Raw genomic sequence first — 22,398 nt, 5'->3', positions numbered from 1 at the left:
GTGCATATGTGACGTGTGGCGTTTTTATGGGCGCTATATGAGTTTACCCTCTAGAGCCTTTTGTTGGTTTGTTTGGATAACGTATTGAAATGATTTCCCTGTTCTTTAAATGCTTGCTGGGTGCAGCGGCTGTTTTATTGATTGCGCTGTTGTCGAAAAGTAAGAGCTTTTATATCTCTGGCCTTGTGCCGCTGTTTCCTACTTTTGCTTTGATTGCCCACTACATTGTCGGCACGGAACAAACCATGGTGGAGTTGCGAACCACAGCCTTGTTTGGCCTGTTTTCTCTTGTGCCATACGCGGCTTATCTTGGTGCGGTCTATGTGTTTAGTTATCGCTACAACTTGGTGTCGACGTTGTCATTGGCAACTGTCGTGTGGGTTCTGTGTGCATCTATGTTGCTGTTGGGTTGGACGCGTCTAGTCCCGAGTGCAATCTAGTACCCAGTGCGATTTAGTCATTGATGAGCTGGTTAGCTAAAAATTGGAAGGCTAGAGTTTAGAAACAAAAAAGGTGGCGAAGAGCCACCAAAAGGGAAAAGCGTTTTATTGTTTCTTTGGATGCCCGCTCAGTGTATGTTTCATGTTGAGCGGGCTTTTTATATTGGCTGAGTGGGGGAACTGCAGCCCGTTTAGGGGAGCATTTATTGCTTACCAGAAAATCCAAGCGAACAGTGTCAGTACTAGGATACAAACTAGGTTTAGTACCATACCGATTCGCATCATCTCTTTCTGCTTGATATGACCAGAGGCAAATACAATTGCGTTTGGTGGTGTTGCAACAGGAAGCATGAAGGCACAAGACGCAGCAACAGCGATCAGTGCAGACAAGATAACTGGCGACATACCAAGTGCTTCAGCGATGGTTGCGAATACCGGCACCAGAAGCGCTGCACTGGCTGTGTTACTTGCGAATTCAGTTAGGAACACTACGAATGCAACTACCGCTAGAATCGTTAGTAGAACGCCTGCTGTTTCTAAGAAGCCACTCAGTGAGTGTGCTAGGAAAACGCTGGTGCCTGTTGCTTTAAGAATGTTACTTAGACAGATACCGCCACCGAACAGGATTAATACACCCCAGTCTGTCGTCTTCTCAACATCTTTCCACTCAACCGCTCTAGAAGCGCCTAATAGTACAATCGCACCAATCGCTACCAAACTGTCGAACTTAGAGAAGCCGCCGATCATTGCATTAATTGGCTTACCGAAAATCCAAAGCGTAACCGTTAGTAAGAAGATAGACAGCGTGATTTTTTTGCTGTTTGTCCACTCAACAGGTGCGTGGTCTAACTCGAATTTGTGGTCAAGCTTAGGCTTCGTCATCACATAAAGAATGAACATCGCGATTGGCATCAAGATAAGTGAGATTGGAAGACCTAGCGCCATCCACTCAGTAAAGCTCAAACCCACTTCAGCGGCTGCGATTGCGTTCGGTGGGCTACCCACCAAGGTCGCGATCCCACCAATCGAAGCACAGTAAGCGATACCCAGCAGCACGAACACGTACGTGTTGCGGTCTTCACTTTGGTCAACTTTGTTCATGATGCCAAGAACGAGGGGAAGCATCATTGCAGTGGTTGCTGTGTTCGAAATCCACATCGATAAACCCGCACTCACACCGAATAGCATGAACACCGCCACCGACATTCTGCCTTTTGCAATCAGCAGTACTTTGTCGGCAATCGCCTTATCGAGCTCTTGCTTGTTGAGCGCAGCAGCAAGGGCAAAACCACCCATGAATAGGAAGATGATTGGGTTCGAGAAGTTTGCCAATGCAGCCGATGTGTTGAACACACCAAACAACACAGCTAAGAGTGGAACGAGCAGAGCAGTAATGCTGACGTGAATTGCTTCGGTTAACCATAAAACGGCGACAAACACGAGAATACTCAGACCAGTATTGACTTGTGTTTCGAAAGGGAGGGTATTGATTAACAGAGCAAATAACATGAAATTACCAATTAATATCATGCTGTTGCGGGTGAACAACCAGTGTTTCAGTGTAGTAACAAGTGCCGTCATAAGACGCTCCTTTTGTTATCCTCGTTTTATAGGTGCATAACTTCATTGAGCCGTGCTTATTATTTCGAGGTATATAGCTTGATGTAGGGTCAGACTTTGTTGGGAGAATGTTACCTAAGTTAATAAAGGCGTGTTGGTGTGTTTTTGTGTAACAGTGGGGAAATGTGAGGCAACAAATTCAAAATGTGTAGTTTTCTACACATCCGTCTCTGCTGGGTCTGTAATAGGGCTTGTTGTAGGATCTACAACAGGGTTTACAGAGGGGTCAGTCATAGGGTTTGGAATCGGAAATGATTCCGGTTTTGGACTCGGTTGAATCGGCTCTTTAGGTCCAAGGAACTTTGGCGTTGTCCCCATAATATACAAGTCTAAGAACGCCTTCGCACGCGCAAAAACTTCACGTAAACGGATAGACGTACCCGAATGGTGAGTAGGGCCTGAAACCGCTAAACATTGCGCGTGTATATCGTAAGAATTAGCGATAAACAGTGCTCTTTCACAGTGGAATTTCTGAGTGATGATCAGGAAGTTGTCGGTATCAAAGATCTTTTTAGCACGAACAATCGAGTCTAATGTTCTAAACCCTGCATAATCGAGATTAATGCGCTCATCAGGCACACCCGCTTTCAGCAAATCGCGTTTCATGGTCCACGGCTCATTGTAAGAGCGGTGAGCGTTATCACCACTTAACAGAAACTGGTCGACTTTTTCACGGTCGAAGAGCTCAATCGCGGCTTCGATTCGATACTTATAATAGTCGTTGAGTGTTCTGCCCAAATACTTGCTGGTACCAAGCACCACTGCAACTTCAAGCTCAGGCACTTCATCAATATCGTAAATGATGCGATCTTCTGCTTGCCATGAAACCCAATAATCGATCGCAATAACCGAAGCGCTGCCTACTAAGAACACGAGGAAAGCGCCAAACAGAAAACCTTGCAGTTTTTTGTAAGCTTTTGATAGGTAGCTACGGTAAATGTGAGAATCGAATTTCACTCTCGGCATGGTCCTTGACTGAGCATTAATTTTTGAGTGCTCGATAATACCAAATAAAAATGAGAAAAATCAGTTAAAAAGACAAGACAGTGTAAAGAAAAAAGCCCCTGCGATTGCAGAGGCTCTTGTAAGAGTGGTATTTGAGAACAAGTACGCTCTATTAGAATGCAGTACGCTTGTAGCGACGGTAAACCGGTTGCCAGAAGTGCTGGTCAATCGCTTGTTGTAGCGCTTCTTCAGTGATCTCTAGTGCAACACCTTGTTCAATCGCTTTCTTACCAACAGCAAAAGCGATCTTCTTAGATACCGTGTGGATCTCTTCCAATGGTGGAAGTAGAGCGCCTGAACCGTTGATTGCTAGCGGAGAACACGTTGCAAGCGCACGGCTTGATTCCATTAGCATTTCGTCAGTGATGCGTGAAGCGTTCACAGCCAATACACCAAGGCCAATACCAGGGAAGATGTAGCTGTTGTTACACTGAGCGATTGGGTAAGTAGTACCATTGTGAACCACTGGCTCAAATGGGCTACCTGTTGCAACAAGTGCTTGGCCATCAGTCCAACGAATGATGTCGTTTGGCGTTGCTTCAACACGGCTAGTTGGGTTCGACAGTGGGAACACGATAGGGCGTTCGCAGTGAAGGTTCATCTCTTTGATAACTTCTTTGCTGAACAGACCCGGCGCACCAGATACACCAACTAATACTGTTGGTTTAGCTTGACGAACAACGTCTAGTAGTGAGAAGCCAGTGCCATCGCTTTCCCAATCTTTAGTATTCGCGTTGGTTTGAACTAGGCGCTGTTGGAAATCAAGCAGGTTCTGCATGCCTTCCTGTAGCAGACCCCAACGGTCAACCATGTAAACTTGAGAGCGAGCTTGTGCATCGCTGATACCTTCAGACACCATTTGAGCAATGATAGCTTCAGCAATACCACAACCCGCAGAACCCGCACCCAAGAAGGTGATACGTTGGTCTGACAATTTGCTGTTTGCTGCTTTACATGCTGCAAGTAGAGAACCTACCGTTACTGCTGCTGTGCCTTGGATATCATCGTTGAAACAACAGATGCGATCTTTGTAGCGCTCAAGCAGTGGCATTGCGTTCTTTTGTGCGAAATCTTCGAACTGAACTAGAGCATCAGGCCAACGACGTTGAACTGCTTGGATGAACTCTTCAACGAATGCATCGTAGTCAGCACCTGTGATACGAGGATGACGCCAGCCCATGTACATTGGGTCAGCAAGACGTTGAGGGTTGTTTGTACCTACATCAAGAACGATTGGTAGCATGTAAGCTGGGCTGATGCCGCCACACGCTGTGTAAAGTGCTAGCTTACCGATTGGAATACCCATACCACCGATACCTTGGTCTCCCAAACCAAGAATGCGCTCACCATCCGTAACCACGATGACTTTAACATTGTGGTTTGTCGCATTATTCAGTAGATCATCGATACGATCGCGGTTCGGGTAAGAGATAAATAGACCACGGCCACGACGGTAAATATTTGAGAAGTTCTCACATGCTGCGCCAACCGTTGGCGTGTAAATGATAGGCATCATTTCAGAAATGTGGTTTTGAACTAAACGATAAAAAAGCGTTTCATTAGTGTCTTGGATGTTACGAAGGTAGATATGCTTATCCATATCACTTTCGAAGTTACAATATTGTTTGTATGCACGTCCTACTTGCTCTTGGATTGTTTCGGTTGTTTCCGGTAACAAACCTTCAAGGTTGAAAGAACTGCGTTCTTCTGCAGAGAATGCGCTGCCTTTGTTTAAAAGAGGGGTACTTAGTAGAGCAGGACCAGCATAAGGGATATATAGAGGGCGTTTATCGTTGTTCATTGGATGCCTAATATGGGAGAAAGGGTAACTGAAAAATGATAACGGTTTAGTTATTCAATTGTAAATAGTTTCCCTCCGATCTTAGCAAACAAAATGATATTCTTACCCTTGTCCCACACTTATCGAATTTGAACGCCATAATTCGTTATACTTTGCTCACACTTTTTCGCGACGCTTCCTTTTTATGTATCAACTTCCCATCGATTCTTATCAAAATTTTTTCCATAAACAGATCTCTGATTCTCATCTTGTTGTCGAGGCAGAAACTGGATCGGGTAAATCAACGCGCTTGCCAATTTGGGCATCTCAACATGGGCGTGTCTTGGTGGTGGAGCCGAGAAGAATTGCGTGGACATCACTTGCGAAATATTTAGCGCAACAATCAGGTGAAAAGCTGGGTTCAAAGGTTGGTTATGCGATTAAGCTCGAGTCGGAATATAACGAGCAAACGGACGTAGTGTTTGTGACGCCCGGTATTGCGCTGCGTTGGCTATCAGAAGATGGGCTCGCTGGCTTTGATGTGATTGTGGTGATGAATTCCACGAAAGACGCTGGGACATCGACTTGCTGGTGGCGATCCTAAAGAAAAAAGCGAGTCATCGTTTAGTCATCACATCGGCAACCATTGAGGGTGAACGCCTTGCTGATTATTTGGGTGCGAATCGAATCAGTTGTGAAGGGCGAACTTATCAGGTTGAGATTGAACATCGAGCGAATGAATCCAGAGCTCTGCCGGATAGTCGACATCTAGAGCAGCGCATTGCTGAAGAAGTGAATCATCAACTGATTGCTTCACATGGCGATATGTTGGTTTTCCTACCAGGTAAGAAAGAGATCGTACAATGTGAGCAAGCCTTAGCAAAGAATCCAGATATCCAAGTCGTTAAATTGCATGCCTCGGTCAGTGATAAGGAGCGAGATATGGCGCTCGCTGGTCGTAATATCGAAATTAAAAACGACGGCGACAGTTTGCGAAAAATCATCCTTGCTACCAACGTTGCAGAAACTTCGTTAACCATTCCTGACATTGGTGTTGTGATAGATTCAGGATTAGAAAGACGCACCGTTCAGCGCAATGGCAGAACGACTCTGATGCTTAAATTCATATCACGAGCCAGTGCCAAGCAACGAGCTGGACGTGCGGGCAGGGTAATGGATGGTGTCTGCGTTCGGTTATACGGAGAACACGCTGCATTAGAGCTAGTGACACCGCCCGAATTGCAACGCGAAGAACTGACAGAACCTATGTTGGCCGCGGCATGTTGTGGCAACTCGATCGAGAGCTTATCTTTCCTCGATCCTATGCCTGAGAAGTCGCTAAACAGCGCGACTCAAACCTTGTTGATGATGGAAGCGATTAACGCCGACCATCAAATTACGGAACACGGCAAAAAGCTGTACCCACTGCCGATTGATGCTTTGTATGCCGATATTGTAACTCGCATTAAAACCAAAGCACTCAAAGAAGCGATGGTCGATCTCACGGCGGCGTTGTCCGTGCCGGCTCGCTTGTATCAGTTACCGAACAATGCAGAACATCTTGAAGCACTCGCTCAACAAGAAAAAGAAGGCTGTGATTTAACCTTACTCATTCAGATTGTGCGTGGTCGCGAATATCCGCATTTAGACACCGACCAACAGGCACTGAATGAAGCACAAGGACTGGCTAAGCAAATGCGGGAGGTGTTTGAGCTTCCTCAGCTAGAAGTCGCGTCACGTTTCCAACGCATTGAACTGCTTAACACTATTGTTCAACTTCACCCAGAACTGGTGTTTGTGCGCAGACTTAAACGAAAAGAAGCCTTTGCCAATGGAACGTTAGAGGTGGTGCTCGGTCGTCAGAATCGTTTCCCGGATAATGCACAAGCGATGTTGGTGCTTGATACCCATAGTTTGCCGGGAAGAGGCGTTAAGCAAACACTGACCTTAGCTACGGTCACTGCACCTATTCCTTTGGATCTTATGATTGAAGCGAAGATGGGAGAGTGGCAACAAGGTGAAACCGTGGTTAATGATGATGGCGTCTTTACTGAGATGGCTTTGGTGTACGCAGGCCGTACGATTACGAGCAAGCTTACTGCGGCAGAAGGTCAGTTATCATTAAAGCCAATCGTCGATCTTGTGTTAAAAGGCGCCCATCTTCCCGGTTTTGCACAAGCTCGTACTCAAGAAATCAAACATTGGCAGCTGTATGTGAAACTTGGGCTCGATGAACAAGTCCAATACACGCCGGAAATTGACCAAATGAACTTTGAGCTATGGTTTATAGAACAACTTGAAGTGTTAGGTGTCACGGATGTCTGCGAGTTGGAAATGTTTGAACATTCTGATATGCCGTTTGATGGAATTTCAATTTGGCTATATCCAGAATTTGCGGAAAAATCCCCGTTTGCATTGAGCCTTGCTGACTTACATCTTGATGTCGAATACTTCCCTGCAAGGAAGCTGATTCATGTGCATTATCAGTCGGGGAGTCGAAAGCTATCACCTAAGCGTTGGGAGCTTCCAACATGGTCTGGTTGGCGAATTCAATATAAGAAAGCGAGTCGGATTATCGACATAAAATAGATGGATAAGTTTTATCTCTAAAATATTAATCAAATAGGTGCATATATGATTTTTCAGTGTTTTTTATGTTACAAGTTTGATTTTTATATGCCTTTTTAACCAATCAAAAGGTCATAAAAGACCATTCTTCTATATCCTATTGCTATAAAGAAAGAGTTGATAGATATTGAGTATATTGTGTTGCCAAAGTGTCGGGGGAGATCATGGATAAACAGGAAGAGACGCGTGTAGAGTTCGATTACACAACATTTCTTGGCGCCTCATGCAGTAAAAAATGGACTTTTCTGGAAGCTCTCACCACTATCGCGCCAGTATTCAGTACTGTCTGGAGAGATAGCATTAAAGAGCTAGCCAGCCCAGAAGATCGCTTATGGCAAATGGCATTGAAATCAATGTCGACGCGCAAAAGTGATGAGTCGAACATTGTTACCTTGCTTAAGCTTGCCAAGCTAGAAGGGATCAATGAGCTCAAGGTTGTCATGCCATATTCGCTTGAAGACGAGCAGATTGATTATATTGAATCGCGTAGTCATTTGGTGATTGCAGATAACTCTGGTGAAGAGTTCACTATCAAGCTTTGATCACTAACTAAGCTTTGATTAAATATACATTGTAAAAAGGGCCTCAATATTGAGGCCCTTTTAGTATCTAAAATTTGTGCTTACAAGCGTATTAGCTGACTAACTTGTTAATTTGCGATTAATCGATTAGCCCATAATCAGCACGAAGCACATCAATGATTTCTTGTTTCGGATTGTCGCTTAATACAATCTCGCCACCGGTGATTTTCGCCGCGATATCAAGGTAAGTACGAGACAGAGACATCAATGCATCCAAAGGAAGTTCATTGTCACGAGCTAACGCTTCACGCTCTGGCATACGTTCTTTGTTCAAAAGAATATCAGCATCAGGGAAGTAGTTAAGCAAGAACTGACGGAAACCTTCTTTCGAGTTTTCGACGATGTTGCCCTTGTTGTACTCTTGAGTATCCCAAATACGAGATGAATCTGGCGTACCCACTTCATCCATGTAGATAAGCTTTTCTTTGCCTTGGGCATCGTTCACGTAGCCGAACTCAAATTTCGTATCAACAAAGGTTTGATCGACTTTTGCTAGCGCTTGGCTAATTACGTTGAAGCCTTCTTTTAGAAGTTTCTCGTAATGCGCAATGTCACTTGCTTGAGTAAAGTTGAACGCTGCGAAGTTGTCTTCAATGTTGTTACGTGTGATGTTCACATCGTCAGCTTCTGGTACACCAGGAATTCCTTTCAAAATCCCTTTTGTCGAAGGCGTGATCAGTAGCTCAGGTAATTTCTTGTCTTTCTCAAGGCCTTCAGGCATCTCGATACCGCAGAATTCACGTTCGCCGTTCGCGTATGCACGCCACATAGAGCCTGTGATGTATTGACGACAAATCGCTTCGATCATGACTGGGCGAGCTTTTTGTACAATCCATACGAATGGATGAGGGATATCAAGAATGTGACTGTCAGCAAGGCCGTTGTCTTTAAACAATTTGAACCAGTGGTTAGAGATAGCATTCAGAGCGGCTCCCTTACCTGGAACACCTTTAAGATTACCTTCACCACGCCAAATACAATCAAACGCAGAGATACGGTCACTGATCACCATGATGGCTAACGGCGCATCGGGCGCTACATTGTAGCCTTTCTCTTTAATTAGTCGTTGGCTATCTTCTTCAGTTAACCAGTAGACCGAACGAACCTTGCCACTGTGGACAGGTTTATCAGTACGGATTGGTAGGTCATCATTTACGGCAAGAACTTGATCAGCAAGGCTCATTTAGACATTCCTATCTTTTATCAAACGTCATACAGAGAAGTGCGGTGTGCACATGATTAGACGGGCATTATACCCAATCTATTATTTGCTTCCAGATAAAAAGCAAACGATTGCTAAGTCTATTGATCAAATAAAAACCCCCGCCTAACTATTCGCTAGAAAATTGGCGAATTGTAGGGCAGGGGAAGGCAGTCTGTTGGTCTGTTGGTCTGTGTTTTGGAGCTATGCTGTTAAATTAATTTAAGTTTGTTAGCTAAAAGATTGAGCTATGTTTCTGAGCTAAATTGTTAACCGAGGTCGGCTTAGTGAATACGCTCTGACGTTTCATCAATGAAGAACACTTCGCATTGAAAGCGTTGGCCTAACGTTCTTAGGTATTGTTGGCTGAATGAGTCGATCGACGTACTCGCAACGATTGCGCTCGCGTTTCCTGAGCGTATTGCTTTCTCGACAGTCTCTACTTCATTCATTTGGTTCGACGCTTTCATATGGATAACACGCTCGCAGCAAACATTGTGTTGCTTAAGCTGCTTAGCGGATGGTCTTGGCGTGTGAGCAGTAAACAGCAGCCATTGATGTTGATTGGACAGCAACGCCATTCTTGCGAACAACGCTTCCTCGTTTGAGTTTTTGCTTTTACGAGAAACTGATGTAAATGCGCAGTGAACTAGCGGGCTAGAGTGTTGGGCTTTAACGTGTGCTTGAATCATTTTGCTGTCCTTATATACATGCTGTATGTGTATACAGTAGTTTTTGTTACTTATAAGATCAAGCAGTTTTTGCGGGATTATTGGTCGTTTTATTGCAGGTAAGTAAGGGCTGTTGCTTAAGTTGTTGATATTTATTGTTAAATTAAATTCGACTGATTTTTGTATTTTGTCTCATAAATTGAAAAAATGTGATTTCTATACAGGTGTATACAGTGGTTTTTGCAGAAAAGTACTGTATATAGCTGTATAGAAGATAAGAAGATAAGAAGATAAGAAGATAAGAAGATAAGAAGATAAGAAGATAAACCCCAGATACAAAAAAAGCGCCTTAGGCGCTTTCTTATATTTCAACGGTGTTACTTATCTCAGTGTTGCTTGGGAGAGTTTTGTTCTCATTTCCATTTCACCAATATTGAACTGGCGAACATCAATGGTTGCAATATCATTGCACTCTTTACATGCATGATGACACTTACCATCTAGGTAGTCGTGCTTTTTTACTAGGCTTGGCTTTTTGCACCAATCACAAACGCCTTCTATTGTGAACATATTTTCTCCTCACCTGTTTAAGTCAGGTGTATTTTCGGCGCAAATTATGACACAAGTAAGACTCATTAGTTAATAGTTTGTTACCCGTTTTTGAGAGGGGGATCGATTGCAACACTAATAAAATCGGTATCTTTGCGATCTTGGAAAATGAATATGTGTAGTTGTTTACGGTTTTGTAACATTTTGTAAAATGGTTTTTAGCGCATTGTTCAAACGTTTCATTTCTTCGTCACATCCATGACCGTCAGGGTGATAGATTTTAGAGAGTTGTTTGTATCGAATCTTAATGCTCTTTTGGTCAGGAATAGATCTAGGTGTGTAGCCAAAGAGAGCACAGGCCACTTGCAAAGCATTCAGACCTTTGTTGTTTTTCTGCTTCTTCAATTCGTTGTAGATGGTTTGAAGCTGACGCTTTTGCTGCTTAATGGTGAAGTCTTTCGCACTAAGCTGTGCTTCCAGTGTCTGTTGCTGCTGATTTAACTCACCAGACTTCAGGCCTTGTCGCTTTCGCGAGATAACCAGAGTCGCGCTGATACTCACTATTGCAACCAAAACGGCCAGCACTGCGCCAATCATATAGTCAGAGCTTGTTAGATTAGAACGTGTTGCTTGGTCTCTAGACGTTAGTGTCGAAGGGAAGGTACTTGGTGGATTTGTATTGGCTTCTGCACTGACGTTGTCATTGAGCTGCTCAATCGAAGAGATTTGCTTGGCACGCTGTTGGTTGAACTGTGCTTCCAGAACGCGATTGTAGCCATCTTCTGCATCAGGATTGTTTTTTAAGGCCGCTTCATACCATAGCTGTGCTGCATCTAATGGTTGGAGTAGATCTTTCGCAAGTGAGGACTCATAGATCTTTGCCACCTCACTGGGAGCGCGCTTGTTGCCTTGTAGCGCTGTTTTGATGAACCATTCCAATGCAAGTTTGTTGTCTTGCTCGACGCTTGTCCCCGCCAAGTACCATTCACCGAGTTTAAATTGCGCATCTGCATTGCCATTGTCTGCAGATTGCGAGTACCAATAGAATGCGTCGTTGATGTTTTTAGGCACTTCCGTTCCCAATTCATACGCTTGCGCCAATTGGTATTGAGATACAGGGTCTTGAGGTTGTGAGTTTACTGACAGCTGAGGGCTACTTTCTGCATGAACCAAATGTGTCGAGAACAACTGTATCGTGGCAAAGATGTAGGCAAGAAGCAGAGTTCTTAGAGGCGATGGTGAAAGAAAGTTGGATAGTATAAGCAAAAGATAAGTCTCGTAAAAAAGCCCAGTGCCGATATATCAGTATGAATACGCTATGTGGCTGTTAATTAGGTTGTAACGTTTGAGACAAGCGCTACAACTGACAAACAACTATATAGTGGTTAATTCAATAGATAAAGGCGACAGGGCTTTAATCGTGCTACTTAAGCGGCAAGATTTGAATTTCTACGCGGCGGTTACAAGCACGACCTTGAGACGTGTTGTTATCACATAGAGGGTAACGCTCACCGTTACCACGAGCAATAGCACGACCTGCTGCTACATCTTGAGAGATCAAGAATGCACGAACAGATTCAGCTCGGCGCTCTGAAAGGATTTGGTTAGTTGACTCACTACCAGTGCTGTCCGTGTGACCTTCGATCACTAGGCTTGTGTCTGGGTATTCAACTAGGATACGCGCAACGCCGCGAAGTGTGTTGTGAATGCTTGATTCCAAAGCGTAAGAACCAGAGTCAAAACCAATGCCGTTTTCTAGACGAAGTAGAAGTTGGTTCTCGCCAACGCGTTCAACTTGAACGCCTGAATTCATTAGCTCTTCGCGAAGGGCTGCTTCTTGGCGGTCAAAGTAGTAACCAATACCACCACCAACAGCGGCGCCACCTGCTGCGCCAATAAGAGCACGTTTACCACGGTCTTTTGAGTTGTCACCAGTTGCAGCACCAGCAACGGCACCAGCGAGTGCACCAATTAGAGCGCCTTGAGTTGCAGAGTTAGTCTCAGATTCGCCAGTTGTCGCGTTTTGACGTTGAGTTGCCTGACAACCCGTTAAAGCGATAGTAAGCGCGAGGGCTAGTGTGATTTTTTTCAACGTATTTCTCCATCATGTACTTTTGCCAAATGAATGAATTCAAGCGACAAGCATAGTCCTGTAAATATTATCGATGGTTTTATCAATACGTTGAAGTAATGTAAAGCGGCTCTATGATTTAGATATCTTTTTAGGTGCCTGTGCACCGCCAACTGGTCGATTAACAGACAATTTACGACCTTTCTTTAAACCAACTTCATAATCCGCGGTGAGGTTCTTCATCGCTTCTTTCAGTTGTTGTTTGAATGTTTCACGGTCGATATTTTTGAACTCTTTATCGATGTAGTTATTAATCTTGTTGTTTGATTCGTCGTCTGGAGTGATGGTTGGCAGTTTTTCAAGCGCACCTTCAACCCAACCTGAAACAAACGAGTTCACACGGCGCGTAACTTCTAATGACCCTGTGCCAGAGCCTGCGAAGCTATTTCTGAATTGACCAGTGTGCTCATTCAGTTCGCGATAAATGATATCGAACGCAAAGGCTGCGAAGATTGCGCGATCGGCTTCACCAATGAACTCAACACGTTTGAGGCCTTTGTGATTGAGCAAGACGGCTTCTACGCCAAATTTGGTGTTGATACCGCGAATAACACGCAGCAGTGTAGAACTGATATTTGCAGGTAACAGGTGAGTAGATTGAGTTTTCCCCATCTTGATAAATTCAATATCGTCTTTTTCGAGACCATATTTCAGCATCAAGTTATGCGCCATTTTTATCGCATTGGCAGCTTCATTGACGTTCGCAGAACTTCCAAGCTCAAGACACTTGGCAATTTTCTTTAGGGCTTTTTTCTTATCCATCGACAATTTAATCAGTACCGCAAATTTTTAAAAGTCCAACATTTTACATGTTTTCGCGGGTAACAGAAAGGCAAAACTGGTTTGATGAACAAGGGAGGTGGTGAACACTACACTACTTGAGTCGACTGAGTGACAAAAACAAAAACGCCATCAAGCGTATTGATGGCGTTAGTGACACTCTTTTTTAAAGCATTCGCAAGCTAGATACCCAGTTCATCGAGTAGATCTGCTGCAGAGTCATTGCCTGAGCTTTGAGCTGGCTTGTTCGCTTCTTGCATTTTTTTCTGAGTCGCTTCAAGAATGCTGTCTGGACACTCGTCTTCAGCAATTTCAAATTCTTCCAATTGAATGAATTCGGTCTTATCCATCGCAAGCTCAAGGTAGAAGATGTTGTTATTGGCGGTAGAGAAGGTAACACGGCGAGCTTGTGGACGATCAAGGTTGGTATCAACAGAAAGGTTCACTTGCTTATTCAGAGCGAGCATTTTCGGTTGGTTTTGTGTGATATTGGTTTGTAGCTCTTTGCGGATTTTATTGGTGAAGTCACCGACCAACTGGTTCATCAGCTCACCCAAGACATCACCCACCTCATCTGAAGTATGAAGCACAGCGAGTTCGTTTTCAGGCATGCCCATATTGCGCATGTAATTGGTGTAGATCTCTAACGCTGCTTTCGACGTAAAATTGATCACAACAAGACCAGAAAAGCCGCCGTCAAACAGAACGAAGCAACCAAAATCTGGCTTTAGGCTTGTCTTGTTGATCTTTTGAACCATGGCTGAATAGGACACCTGAGAGGCCGTCGCTGAAGTCAGTACGCTTGAGACTGATTGGCATAGTTTAAGAAGGATATCTTCAGTTGTGACTGTTTTGCTTTTTTTCATTGTGATGTGCTCGTGGAGATGTCTTAAACAAAATGTTACTCAGTATATTGCTACTGAATTAAGACGAAAGTGACTATTTCTCCATTCTTGCACTGAGATTCTGATTTGATCACCTTTTTATATGATCTTAATAGTAGTAAAGTGACGAAATTCAAAGAAAATTATTAAAAATCTCAGATAACCCAATGCTGATAGGATCAGCGAAGTAGGGGCAGGAAGCAAATGTTACCAAGACTTCAACTCAATGCTGATGTCGATCCAGTTGTCGTACGCTTTTTAGATGAACTAAAAACAGCGGGCTTTACTGGCGACATTGAATCTCAATATTCTAGCCGTTTGGCTGTGGCGACTGATAACAGTGTCTATCAGCAATTGCCGCAGGCGGTCATTCTTCCTAAAACAACGCAAGACGTTGTACTTGTCGGTAAAGTGGTTTCTAAATCCGCTTACGAACGCGTGACTTTTTCCCCTCGTGGCGGTGGTACCGGAACCAACGGACAATCTTTAACAAAAGGTGTCGTGGTTGATTTATCGCGCTACATGAATAAGGTTCTGGAGATTAACGAGAAAGAAGGCTGGGTAAGAGTTCAGTCTGGTGTCGTTAAAGACCAATTGAACGATGCTGTTCGCCCATATGGTTACTTTTTCTCTCCAGACCTTTCTACAAGTAACCGAGCTACACTTGGTGGCATGATCAATACCGATGCTTCGGGCCAAGGGTCGTTGAAGTACGGCAAAACGTCTGACCATGTATTATCGCTGCAAGCGGTGTTCGCAGATGGCTCATGTTTAGAATCTGATTTATCACACGGCTTACCCGAAGAAGGTGAATTTGCTCATCATGCTCTTGCGGTGACTGAGGCTGTGTGTCGAGACAAGCGCGCTCAAATCTTAGATAAATTCCCTCCGCTGAACCGCTTCTTAACCGGCTACGACCTAAAGAACGCAATTAACGAACAAGATGACAGCTTTGACCTGACTCGCGTTTTATGTGGCGCTGAAGGCTCGTTAGCATTCATCACAGAAGCAAAGTTAAACCTAACCAATATTCCAAAAGCGCGCACACTGGTTAACGTGAAATACAACACGTTTGATTCTGCGCTGCGTAATGCGCCTTTCATGGTTGAAGCGAAAGCACTCTCTGTTGAAACGGTGGATTCACGAGTATTGAACCTAGCGAAGCAAGACATTGTTTGGCACACCGTGAGCGACTTGCTGACAGATGTTCCGAACAAAGAGATGCTTGGCATCAACATGGTTGAGTTCGCAGGCCAAGATGAAGCGGAAGTTGAACAGCAGGTTCAAGCGCTGACCGCCAAACTCGAAACTATGGTCGAGAGCGAAGAAGCAGGCGTTATTGGTTTCCAAGTGTGCAGTGATTTGGCAAGTATCGGCCGAATCTACAACATGCGTAAGAAAGCGGTGGGTTTATTAGGTGCGGCGAAAGGCCGAGCTAAGCCGGTCGCTTTCGCTGAGGATACTTGTGTACCACCTGAAAACTTGGCGGATTTCATCTCTGAATTTAGAGTGTTGCTCGATTCAAAAGAGCTGAACTACGGTATGTTTGGTCACGTTGACGCGGGCGTACTTCACGTTCGTCCGGCTTTGGACCTGTGTGATCCGATGCAAGAAGCCTTGATGCACGAAGTCTCTGATGAAGTGGTTAAGCTGGTGGCGAAATACGGTGGCTTGATGTGGGGTGAGCACGGTAAAGGCTTCCGTTCTGAGTATGGCCCTGACTTCTTCGGTGAAGAGCTGTTTACCGAATTAAGACGAGTTAAAGCAGCATTCGACCCGCATAACAAAATGAACCCAGGTAAGATCTGTACGCCTTTAGAAAGTGATGCTGAGTTGGTGAAAGTGACCGACACTAAGCGCGGTTTCTATGATCGCCAGATCGATGTTCAAGTACGTGACAGCTTTAAGCAAGCGATGGAATGTAACGGTAACGGCTTGTGTTTCAACTACGATACGAGCTCGCCAATGTGTCCTTCGATGAAAGTTACGGCTGACCGTCGTCACTCACCGAAAGGCCGCGCAGGCTTAGTTCGAGAATGGTTGCGTCAACTGACTGAACAAGGCGTTGACATTCTCGACCTTGAGCAAGAAGCGCTGAAAGACAACACACCAGTCAAGACTATGGTTGAGCGTGTTCGCAATACGATGAACAAACGCCATGAGTACGACTTCTCGCATGAAGTTCATGAAGCGATGAACGGTTGTTTGGCGTGTAAAGCTTGTGCGAGTCAATGCCCGATAAAAGTTGATGTTCCGAGCTTCCGTTCACGATTCTTAAACATCTACTACTCACGCTACCAACGCCCAGCAAAAGACTATTTAGTGGCGAACATTGAAACCATGCTGCCACTGATGGCGAAAGCGCCAAAAGTAGTGAACGCAGCATTGGGTCAAAAGTGGATACAAACGGCAACCGCCAAAACGGTCGGTTATGTTGACGCACCTTTGATGTCTGTTCCTACACTTAAAAATCGTCTGGCGAGCAAAGAGCTGCAACTTTTCGACCAGCAGTATCTTGAAGGGCTTTCTTCGGAAGAGAAGAAGCAGCATGTATTGATCGTCCAAGATCCGTTTACTAGCTTCTATGATGCAGAGGTGATTGAAGACTTCGTCACTCTAGCTCAAAAGCTAGGCAAAACACCGGTACTGCTGCCATTCAAACCAAATGGTAAAGCGCTGCACATCAAGGGCTTCTTAAGTCGCTTTGCCCGCGAGGCTAAATCGACTTCTGATTTCTTGTCGATGGTAGCTGACATCGGTATTCCTTTAGTGGGTGTCGATCCTGCACTAGTGCTTTGTTACCGCGATGAATATGTCGAGATCTTAGGTGACAAGCGTGGCGACTTTGATGTGCTTACCGTGCACGAATGGTTAATGCCATCGTTGGGTGAATTCGAAGCGCGCTCAGCAAGTGAAGAGATGTGGTACTTGTTCGCTCACTGTACAGAGAAGACCAAGATGCCAAACGCTGAAAAAGAGTGGGGCGCAATCTTTAAACACTTTGGTGCTGCGTTAACCAGTGTTCCTGTCGGCTGTTGTGGTATGGCGGGTACTTTTGGTCACGAAGTCGATAAGTTGCAAATGTCGAAAGACATATACGGTCTAAGTTGGAAGCCAAGGATGCAAGACTTACCGAAAGAGCGTTGCTTAGTGACAGGATATTCATGCCGAAGCCAAGTGAAGCGTTTTGAGGGTGAGAAGCTTGCCCATCCATTGCAGGCGCTCGCAAAAATTCTATAAACTATTTAGCCCAGCAATTGCTGGGCTTTTTTCTAAACTAACAATGGAATTGTTAATAAGGAAAGCTATGAGATTTCTTGAGTTAAAAGTACCACCGGTTGCTCTGTTTATATTGGTAATTGTTGCGTCTTATTTCTGCGCTCAACAACTAAGTACGGCGGCAATAGCATTGCCTTATAAGCTAATCGTTTTAGGTGTTGGAATCGCATTGAGCGGCGTGGTTGGGTTATCCGGTATATGGGAGTTTCGAAAACAGAAAACCACCGTTAACCCGATCAAAGTCGAAACCGCTTCGGCAGTCGTAGACAGCGGCATTTTTGGCTACACCCGAAACCCAATGTATCTAGGGTTATTCATTTTACTGTTTTGCGTTGGCTACTACTTTCAAAACATCTTCAGTATATTACTCAGCTTCGTATTCGTGACTTACATGAATCAATTCCAAATCAAGCCAGAAGAGCGTGTTCTAGAGCAATTGTTCGGCGCTGAATATGTTGATTATAAACAAAAGGTTAGGCGTTGGATTTAGTGCCTATCTGAGTACTGGTTTGAGTGGTTTAGTGTAGTCACAACTAAAAACTACAAACTAAAAAGCCCAGCTTGAGGATATCAAGCTGGGCTTTATTGATCTTTTTCTAGAGCTATTTACATTAAGTGGTGTAAATAAGAGTGCCGATTAAGCGGCGGCTGCGAACTGAGCTAGAAACATCTCTTTGCGTTCGTTGAAGCGGTTTACTAGGTCGTCTACAGAAGCTTGGTCGTATGGCTTAAGGCCGCTTGCTACCATGCGTTTAACGCCTTTACCGACTACTTCACCATCTTCTTTGAAATCGAAGTTCAGGGTCACGATGCCGCGCTTGCCTTCAACGTCAAAAGTCGCGCCAGAGAATTCAACTTCAGGGTGAGATAGGTCTAGGCGAGTAAATTCAACTTCCATGCTCTCGTAAATCACAAGAGGGCGTTGGCAGTTGATCATCATTTGTTGCTCTTCCATAAGAGGAACCATGATGTGAGGGAAGTTCATGCCAGAGAACTTAACGTAGTTTGTTACTACGTGTTCGATGAATGCTTGATCGTGGCTCTTTTCACCTTCACACGACATGTGTAGGTACTCTTTGCCTTTCTCGTCAACCAGTGAGCTTTCTTTCTCGCACTTGTTATCAACGCTTAGCGCAATACCGTTACCAACCATACCTGAAAAATCAAAACGCATTTTTTGGCTGATGCCTTCTTTTTGCAGGAGAACTGCAAACAAAAGATCGCCAGGCACGCAGAAGCGCTTGTTGTCTTCATCGTGAATTGGGTTGAAGTCAGCAGCTACTTTTTTAGCAAAGTGGCTAGCTTGTTCACGAGTGAATTGAAATTGATTGTCTTCAGTAGAAAAGTAAGGTGTCAGAAACATAGTATCGCTATTAGTCATCAAATCTGGGGTGGATTATAGCTAACTAACTTCGTTCTAATGGTCTATCCAGTTAACTTTGCTTATATATCAGTCGATTAGATAAATACGTTGGATGGTATGTGGCGATTTTGAGGGGAATAGGGGCTTGGATTCAATGCAACAAGGGCTAATCAATAGCCCTTGTTTATATGACGAGTTATTTCGTTAAACCTTAGAAGCTACATAGTAGGCCTTCTGGCATTAGATGGTTATGCACTGATAACTTGAGCAGTAGATTTGCTTGCTCGATATCAGGTGAGAAGTAACGGTCTTTGTCGTAGAAGCTGACTTTCTCGCGCAGGATCTGTTTTGCTTCTTCTACTCGAGGAGAAGAAAGATTTGGTGCTCGAAAGTCTAGTCCTTGTGCAGCTGCTAGGTACTCGACCGCCAAGATTCCACGAGTATTCTCTGCCATGTCTCGAAGACGACGACCCGCAAAGGTTGCCATCGACACGTGATCCTCTTGGTTAGCGGATGTTGGCAAGCTGTCTACAGAAGCCGGGTGAGCCAGTGTTTTGTTCTCGCTTGCTAATGCTGCTGAGGTAACCTGAGCAATCATAAAGCCTGAGTTCACGCCGCCATTATCGACCAAGAAAGGTGGAAGCTTACTTAGTGCGCTATCTATCAGCAGTGCCATTCGACGCTCTGACAAGCTACCGATCTCTGCGATAGCTAATGCAAGGTTATCGGCAGCCATAGCAACAGGTTCTGCGTGGAAGTTGCCGCCTGAAATGATGTCGCCATCGTCAGCGAAAACCAGCGGGTTATCAGATACCGAGTTTGCTTCAACGTTTAGCGTTTCTGCTGAGTTACGGATCTGCTGGAGACACGCGCCCATTACTTGAGGCTGACAACGCAGCGAGTAAGGGTCTTGAACCTTTTCACAACACGTGTGTGACTCACCAATCTCACTCTTTTGATCAAGCATATGTCGATAAGCAAGGGCTGCATCCATTTGGCCACGATGACCACGAACGCGGTGGATACGAGGGTCAAATGGGCGGCGACTACCGAGTGCTGCTTCAACAGACATAGCGCCACAGACAGTTGCCGACGCAAATAAATCTTCCGCTGCGAATAGGCCTTCTAGTGCAAATGCGGTTGAAGCTTGTGTGCCGTTTAGTAGCGCTAAACCTTCTTTCGGTGCGAGCGTGATTGGCTCTAGCCCTGCGATCTTCATCGCTTCTAAACCTGTAATGATTTTGCCGTTGTGTCGTGCTTGGCCTTCACCAAGTAAAACGGTACTCATGTGTGCGAGGGGAGCAAGGTCGCCAGAAGCACCTACTGAGCCTTTTTGTGGCACACAAGGGTAGACCTGCGCATTCACTAGATCGATAAGAGCATTGATGACCTTGAGTCGGATACCTGAGTAGCCACGAGACAAGCTGTTAATCTTCAGAACCATCATTAAACGCACGGTTTCATCAGACATGAACTTGCCGATGCCTGCTGCGTGAGAAAGTACGATACTTTTTTGTAGAACTTCGAGATCTTCTGGCGCAATCTTGGTGTTTGCCAATAAGCCAAACCCCGTATTGATGCCATAAACTGTGCGGTCTTCAGCGATCACTTGTTCGACAACCTGCATGCTCGCTTCAATATCTGGGATTGCAGCAGGGTCGAGTGATAAGTTCACAGGGCTGCGGCTGATTTTGCGAAGTTCAGATAGGCCTAGAAGTCCTGGTTTTAGTAATAAATTTAACATGTTTTCTCCAGACATTAAAGGCGACGAAGTTCTTCGTTTAGCATAGGTAAATCAAGCTTCTGCTCTTTAGCACACTGCTTGGCAATATCGTAACCCGCATCAGCATGACGCATTACGCCGGTTGCTGGGTCATTGTGAAGTACGCGAGCAATACGTTGTGAAGCATCTTCGCTACCTTCACAACAAATCACCATACCTGAGTGTTGCGAGAAGCCCATGCCAACGCCGCCGCCGTGGTGTAGAGAAACCCAAGTTGCGCCGCCTGCTGTGTTTAGTAGTGCATTCAATAGAGGCCAATCTGATACGGCATCTGACCCATCCATCATGCCTTCTGTTTCACGATTCGGACTGGCAACAGAACCTGAATCTAAGTGGTCACGACCGATGACCACTGGTGCTTTCAGCTCGCCATTTTTCACCATCTCATTGAATGCTTGGCCTAAGCGTTCGCGATCTTTCAAGCCAACCCAACAGATACGCGCCGGTAGGCCTTGGAATTGAATGCGTTCACGCGCCATGTCTAACCAGTTGTGTAGATGTGGGTTGTCTGGAATCAGTTCTTTTACTTTTTGGTCTGTTTTGTAGATGTCTTCTGGGTCACCAGATAGTGCTGCCCAACGGAATGGACCGATGCCTTCACAGAACAGTGGACGGATATAAGCAGGAACGAAACCCGGGAAGTCAAACGCGTTTTCTACGCCTTCTTCCAGTGCCATTTGGCGAATGTTGTTGCCGTAATCGACGGTCGCAGCACCGCGGTATTGCAGGTCTAGCATCGCTTGAACTTGAATTGCCATCGATTGTTTCGCGGCTTTTACGACTTTCGCTTCATCAATGGTACGCTCTTGTGCAGCCTTCTCCATCGTCCACCCTTGCGGCAAGTAGCCGTTCAGCGGGTCATGAGCAGAGGTTTGGTCAGTCACCACATCTGGCGTGATGTTGCGCTCTACTAACTCTGGAAATACGTCTGCTGCGTTACCAAGCAGACCAACAGAAATAGGCGTATCTGACTCTTTGATCATAGCCATTGCTTCATCTAAGCTGGTGGCTTTTTTGTCTACATAGCCAGTACGTAGGCGGTAATCGATTCGTGATTCATCGCATTCAACCGCAATCATTGAAAAGCCAGCCATGGTAGCTGCAAGAGGTTGAGCGCCACCCATGCCGCCAAGACCGCCCGTTAGAACCCATTTACCTTTGGCTTCGCCTTGGAAGTGTTTCTTCGCGATAGCAACAAAGGTTTCGTAAGTACCTTGAACGATGCCTTGTGACCCGATGTAGATCCAGCTGCCTGCGGTCATTTGGCCGTACATCATCAAGCCTTCTTTATCGAGCTCGTTGAAGTGTTCCCAGTTTGCCCAGTGTGGAACAAGGTTCGAGTTAGCGATTAATACGCGAGGTGCGTTTTTATGAGTCGGGAACACGCCTACAGGTTTACCTGACTGGACAAGTAGCGTTTGGTCATCTTCTAAACGTTCTAATACTTCAACAATCTTGTCATAACATTTCCAATCACGCGCAGCGCGACCAATACCACCATACACAACCAGTGCATGTGGGTGTTCTGCCACATCAGGGTCTAGATTGTTCATCAGCATACGTAGTGGTGCTTCTGTTAACCAAGATTTAGCGCGCAAAGTAGTGCCATGAGGTGCGCGAATTTCGCGAGTCGTGTCGAGACGAGGGTCACTGTTGCGGTGTTCCGTCATTTTGGAATTCCTTCTGTTTCACGTTATATCGTT

The 22,398-nt window shown here is 45.1% G+C and carries 17 protein-coding genes and 1 pseudogene; 5 read left to right on the top strand and 13 right to left on the bottom strand.

Going from position 1 to position 22,398, the window contains the following annotated elements; genetic code table 11:
• The first annotated feature begins 89 nt into the window (after positions 1-89).
• On the top strand, positions 90-440 hold the full coding sequence (locus tag ITG10_RS00930; RefSeq protein ID WP_017631289.1) for a GlpM family protein: 351 nt from the start codon (positions 90-92) through the stop codon (positions 438-440).
• 210 nt (positions 441-650) lie between these two features.
• Here the strand turns inward: ITG10_RS00930 and ITG10_RS00925 are convergent, their stop codons facing one another.
• From ITG10_RS00925 to ITG10_RS00915, 3 genes are all read right to left on the bottom strand, one after another.
• A complete protein-coding gene (locus tag ITG10_RS00925) occupies positions 651-2,021 on the bottom strand; it encodes a DASS family sodium-coupled anion symporter (RefSeq protein WP_017631290.1) in 1,371 nt (456 codons plus the stop codon).
• A 195-nt stretch (positions 2,022-2,216) separates the two neighbouring features.
• Positions 2,217-3,017 (bottom strand): ElyC/SanA/YdcF family protein, encoded by an 801-nt coding sequence (locus ITG10_RS00920; protein WP_017631291.1) that lies wholly within the window; start codon positions 3,015-3,017, stop codon positions 2,217-2,219.
• Positions 3,018-3,177: 160 nt separating this feature from the next.
• Entirely contained in the window at positions 3,178-4,866 is a 1,689-nt protein-coding gene (locus ITG10_RS00915) for an NAD-dependent malic enzyme (RefSeq protein WP_248386633.1), read from the bottom strand.
• Positions 4,867-5,050: 184 nt separating this feature from the next.
• Here ITG10_RS00915 and ITG10_RS00910 point away from each other — a divergent pair.
• Positions 5,051-7,434: pseudogene (locus ITG10_RS00910) on the top strand (helicase-related protein).
• A 203-nt stretch (positions 7,435-7,637) separates the two neighbouring features.
• Entirely contained in the window at positions 7,638-8,015 is a 378-nt protein-coding gene (locus tag ITG10_RS00905; RefSeq protein WP_017110913.1) for a hypothetical protein, read from the top strand.
• 118 nt (positions 8,016-8,133) lie between these two features.
• Here the strand turns inward: ITG10_RS00905 and ITG10_RS00900 are convergent, their stop codons facing one another.
• The 7 genes from ITG10_RS00900 to ITG10_RS00870 all read right to left on the bottom strand — a co-directional run bounded on the left by ITG10_RS00900 (position 8,134) and on the right by ITG10_RS00870 (position 14,252).
• Positions 8,134-9,237: a phosphoribosylaminoimidazolesuccinocarboxamide synthase gene (locus ITG10_RS00900; protein ID WP_017632354.1), complete on the bottom strand. Its 1,104-nt coding sequence runs from the start codon at positions 9,235-9,237 to the stop codon at positions 8,134-8,136.
• A 302-nt stretch (positions 9,238-9,539) separates the two neighbouring features.
• Positions 9,540-9,947 carry a SulA-like leucine-rich domain-containing protein gene (locus tag ITG10_RS00895; protein WP_017632353.1) on the bottom strand — a complete coding sequence of 136 codons (408 nt, stop codon included), beginning with the start codon at positions 9,945-9,947 and terminating at the stop codon, positions 9,540-9,542.
• 360 nt (positions 9,948-10,307) lie between these two features.
• Entirely contained in the window at positions 10,308-10,496 is a 189-nt protein-coding gene (locus ITG10_RS00890) for a hypothetical protein (RefSeq protein ID WP_017078672.1), read from the bottom strand.
• Positions 10,497-10,661: 165 nt separating this feature from the next.
• The gene (locus ITG10_RS00885) at positions 10,662-11,741 is read right to left on the bottom strand and encodes a tetratricopeptide repeat protein (RefSeq protein WP_017632352.1); all 1,080 of its coding nucleotides are present in this window, start codon (positions 11,739-11,741) and stop codon (positions 10,662-10,664) included.
• 157 nt (positions 11,742-11,898) lie between these two features.
• Positions 11,899-12,567 (bottom strand): OmpA family protein, encoded by a 669-nt coding sequence (locus tag ITG10_RS00880; RefSeq protein WP_017632351.1) that lies wholly within the window; start codon positions 12,565-12,567, stop codon positions 11,899-11,901.
• A gap of 111 nt (positions 12,568-12,678) precedes the next feature.
• Positions 12,679-13,368, bottom strand: coding sequence for a DUF2786 domain-containing protein (locus ITG10_RS00875; protein ID WP_017632350.1), 690 nt, complete (start codon positions 13,366-13,368; stop codon positions 12,679-12,681).
• A 200-nt stretch (positions 13,369-13,568) separates the two neighbouring features.
• Entirely contained in the window at positions 13,569-14,252 is a 684-nt protein-coding gene (locus tag ITG10_RS00870; RefSeq protein WP_076654885.1) for a DUF3334 family protein, read from the bottom strand.
• 222 nt (positions 14,253-14,474) lie between these two features.
• On the opposite strand from ITG10_RS00870, the gene ITG10_RS00865 reads away from it, so the two are divergent.
• Positions 14,475-17,510 (top strand): FAD-binding and (Fe-S)-binding domain-containing protein, encoded by a 3,036-nt coding sequence (locus ITG10_RS00865; protein ID WP_248386632.1) that lies wholly within the window; start codon positions 14,475-14,477, stop codon positions 17,508-17,510.
• Positions 17,511-17,577: 67 nt separating this feature from the next.
• Positions 17,578-18,039, top strand: a complete 462-nt coding sequence (locus ITG10_RS00860) for an isoprenylcysteine carboxylmethyltransferase family protein (RefSeq protein WP_017630805.1) — start codon at positions 17,578-17,580, stop codon at positions 18,037-18,039.
• 147 nt (positions 18,040-18,186) lie between these two features.
• Here the strand turns inward: ITG10_RS00860 and ITG10_RS00855 are convergent, their stop codons facing one another.
• The 3 genes from ITG10_RS00855 to hutU form a co-directional block, all read right to left on the bottom strand.
• Positions 18,187-18,912 carry a DUF3581 domain-containing protein gene (locus tag ITG10_RS00855; protein WP_010438254.1) on the bottom strand — a complete coding sequence of 242 codons (726 nt, stop codon included), beginning with the start codon at positions 18,910-18,912 and terminating at the stop codon, positions 18,187-18,189.
• Positions 18,913-19,123: 211 nt separating this feature from the next.
• A complete protein-coding gene (gene hutH, locus ITG10_RS00850; protein WP_026084238.1) occupies positions 19,124-20,656 on the bottom strand; it encodes a histidine ammonia-lyase in 1,533 nt (510 codons plus the stop codon).
• Between the two features lie 14 nt (positions 20,657-20,670).
• Entirely contained in the window at positions 20,671-22,365 is a 1,695-nt protein-coding gene (gene hutU / locus ITG10_RS00845) for a urocanate hydratase (protein WP_017630807.1), read from the bottom strand.
• Positions 22,366-22,398: the final 33 nt, after the last annotated feature.

Source organism: Vibrio sp. ED004 (assembly GCF_023206395.1).
GTDB lineage: Bacteria > Pseudomonadota > Gammaproteobacteria > Enterobacterales > Vibrionaceae > Vibrio.
The sequence above is the reverse complement of the archived record's forward strand: the minus strand, read 5'-3'. Positions and strand labels throughout refer to the sequence as shown.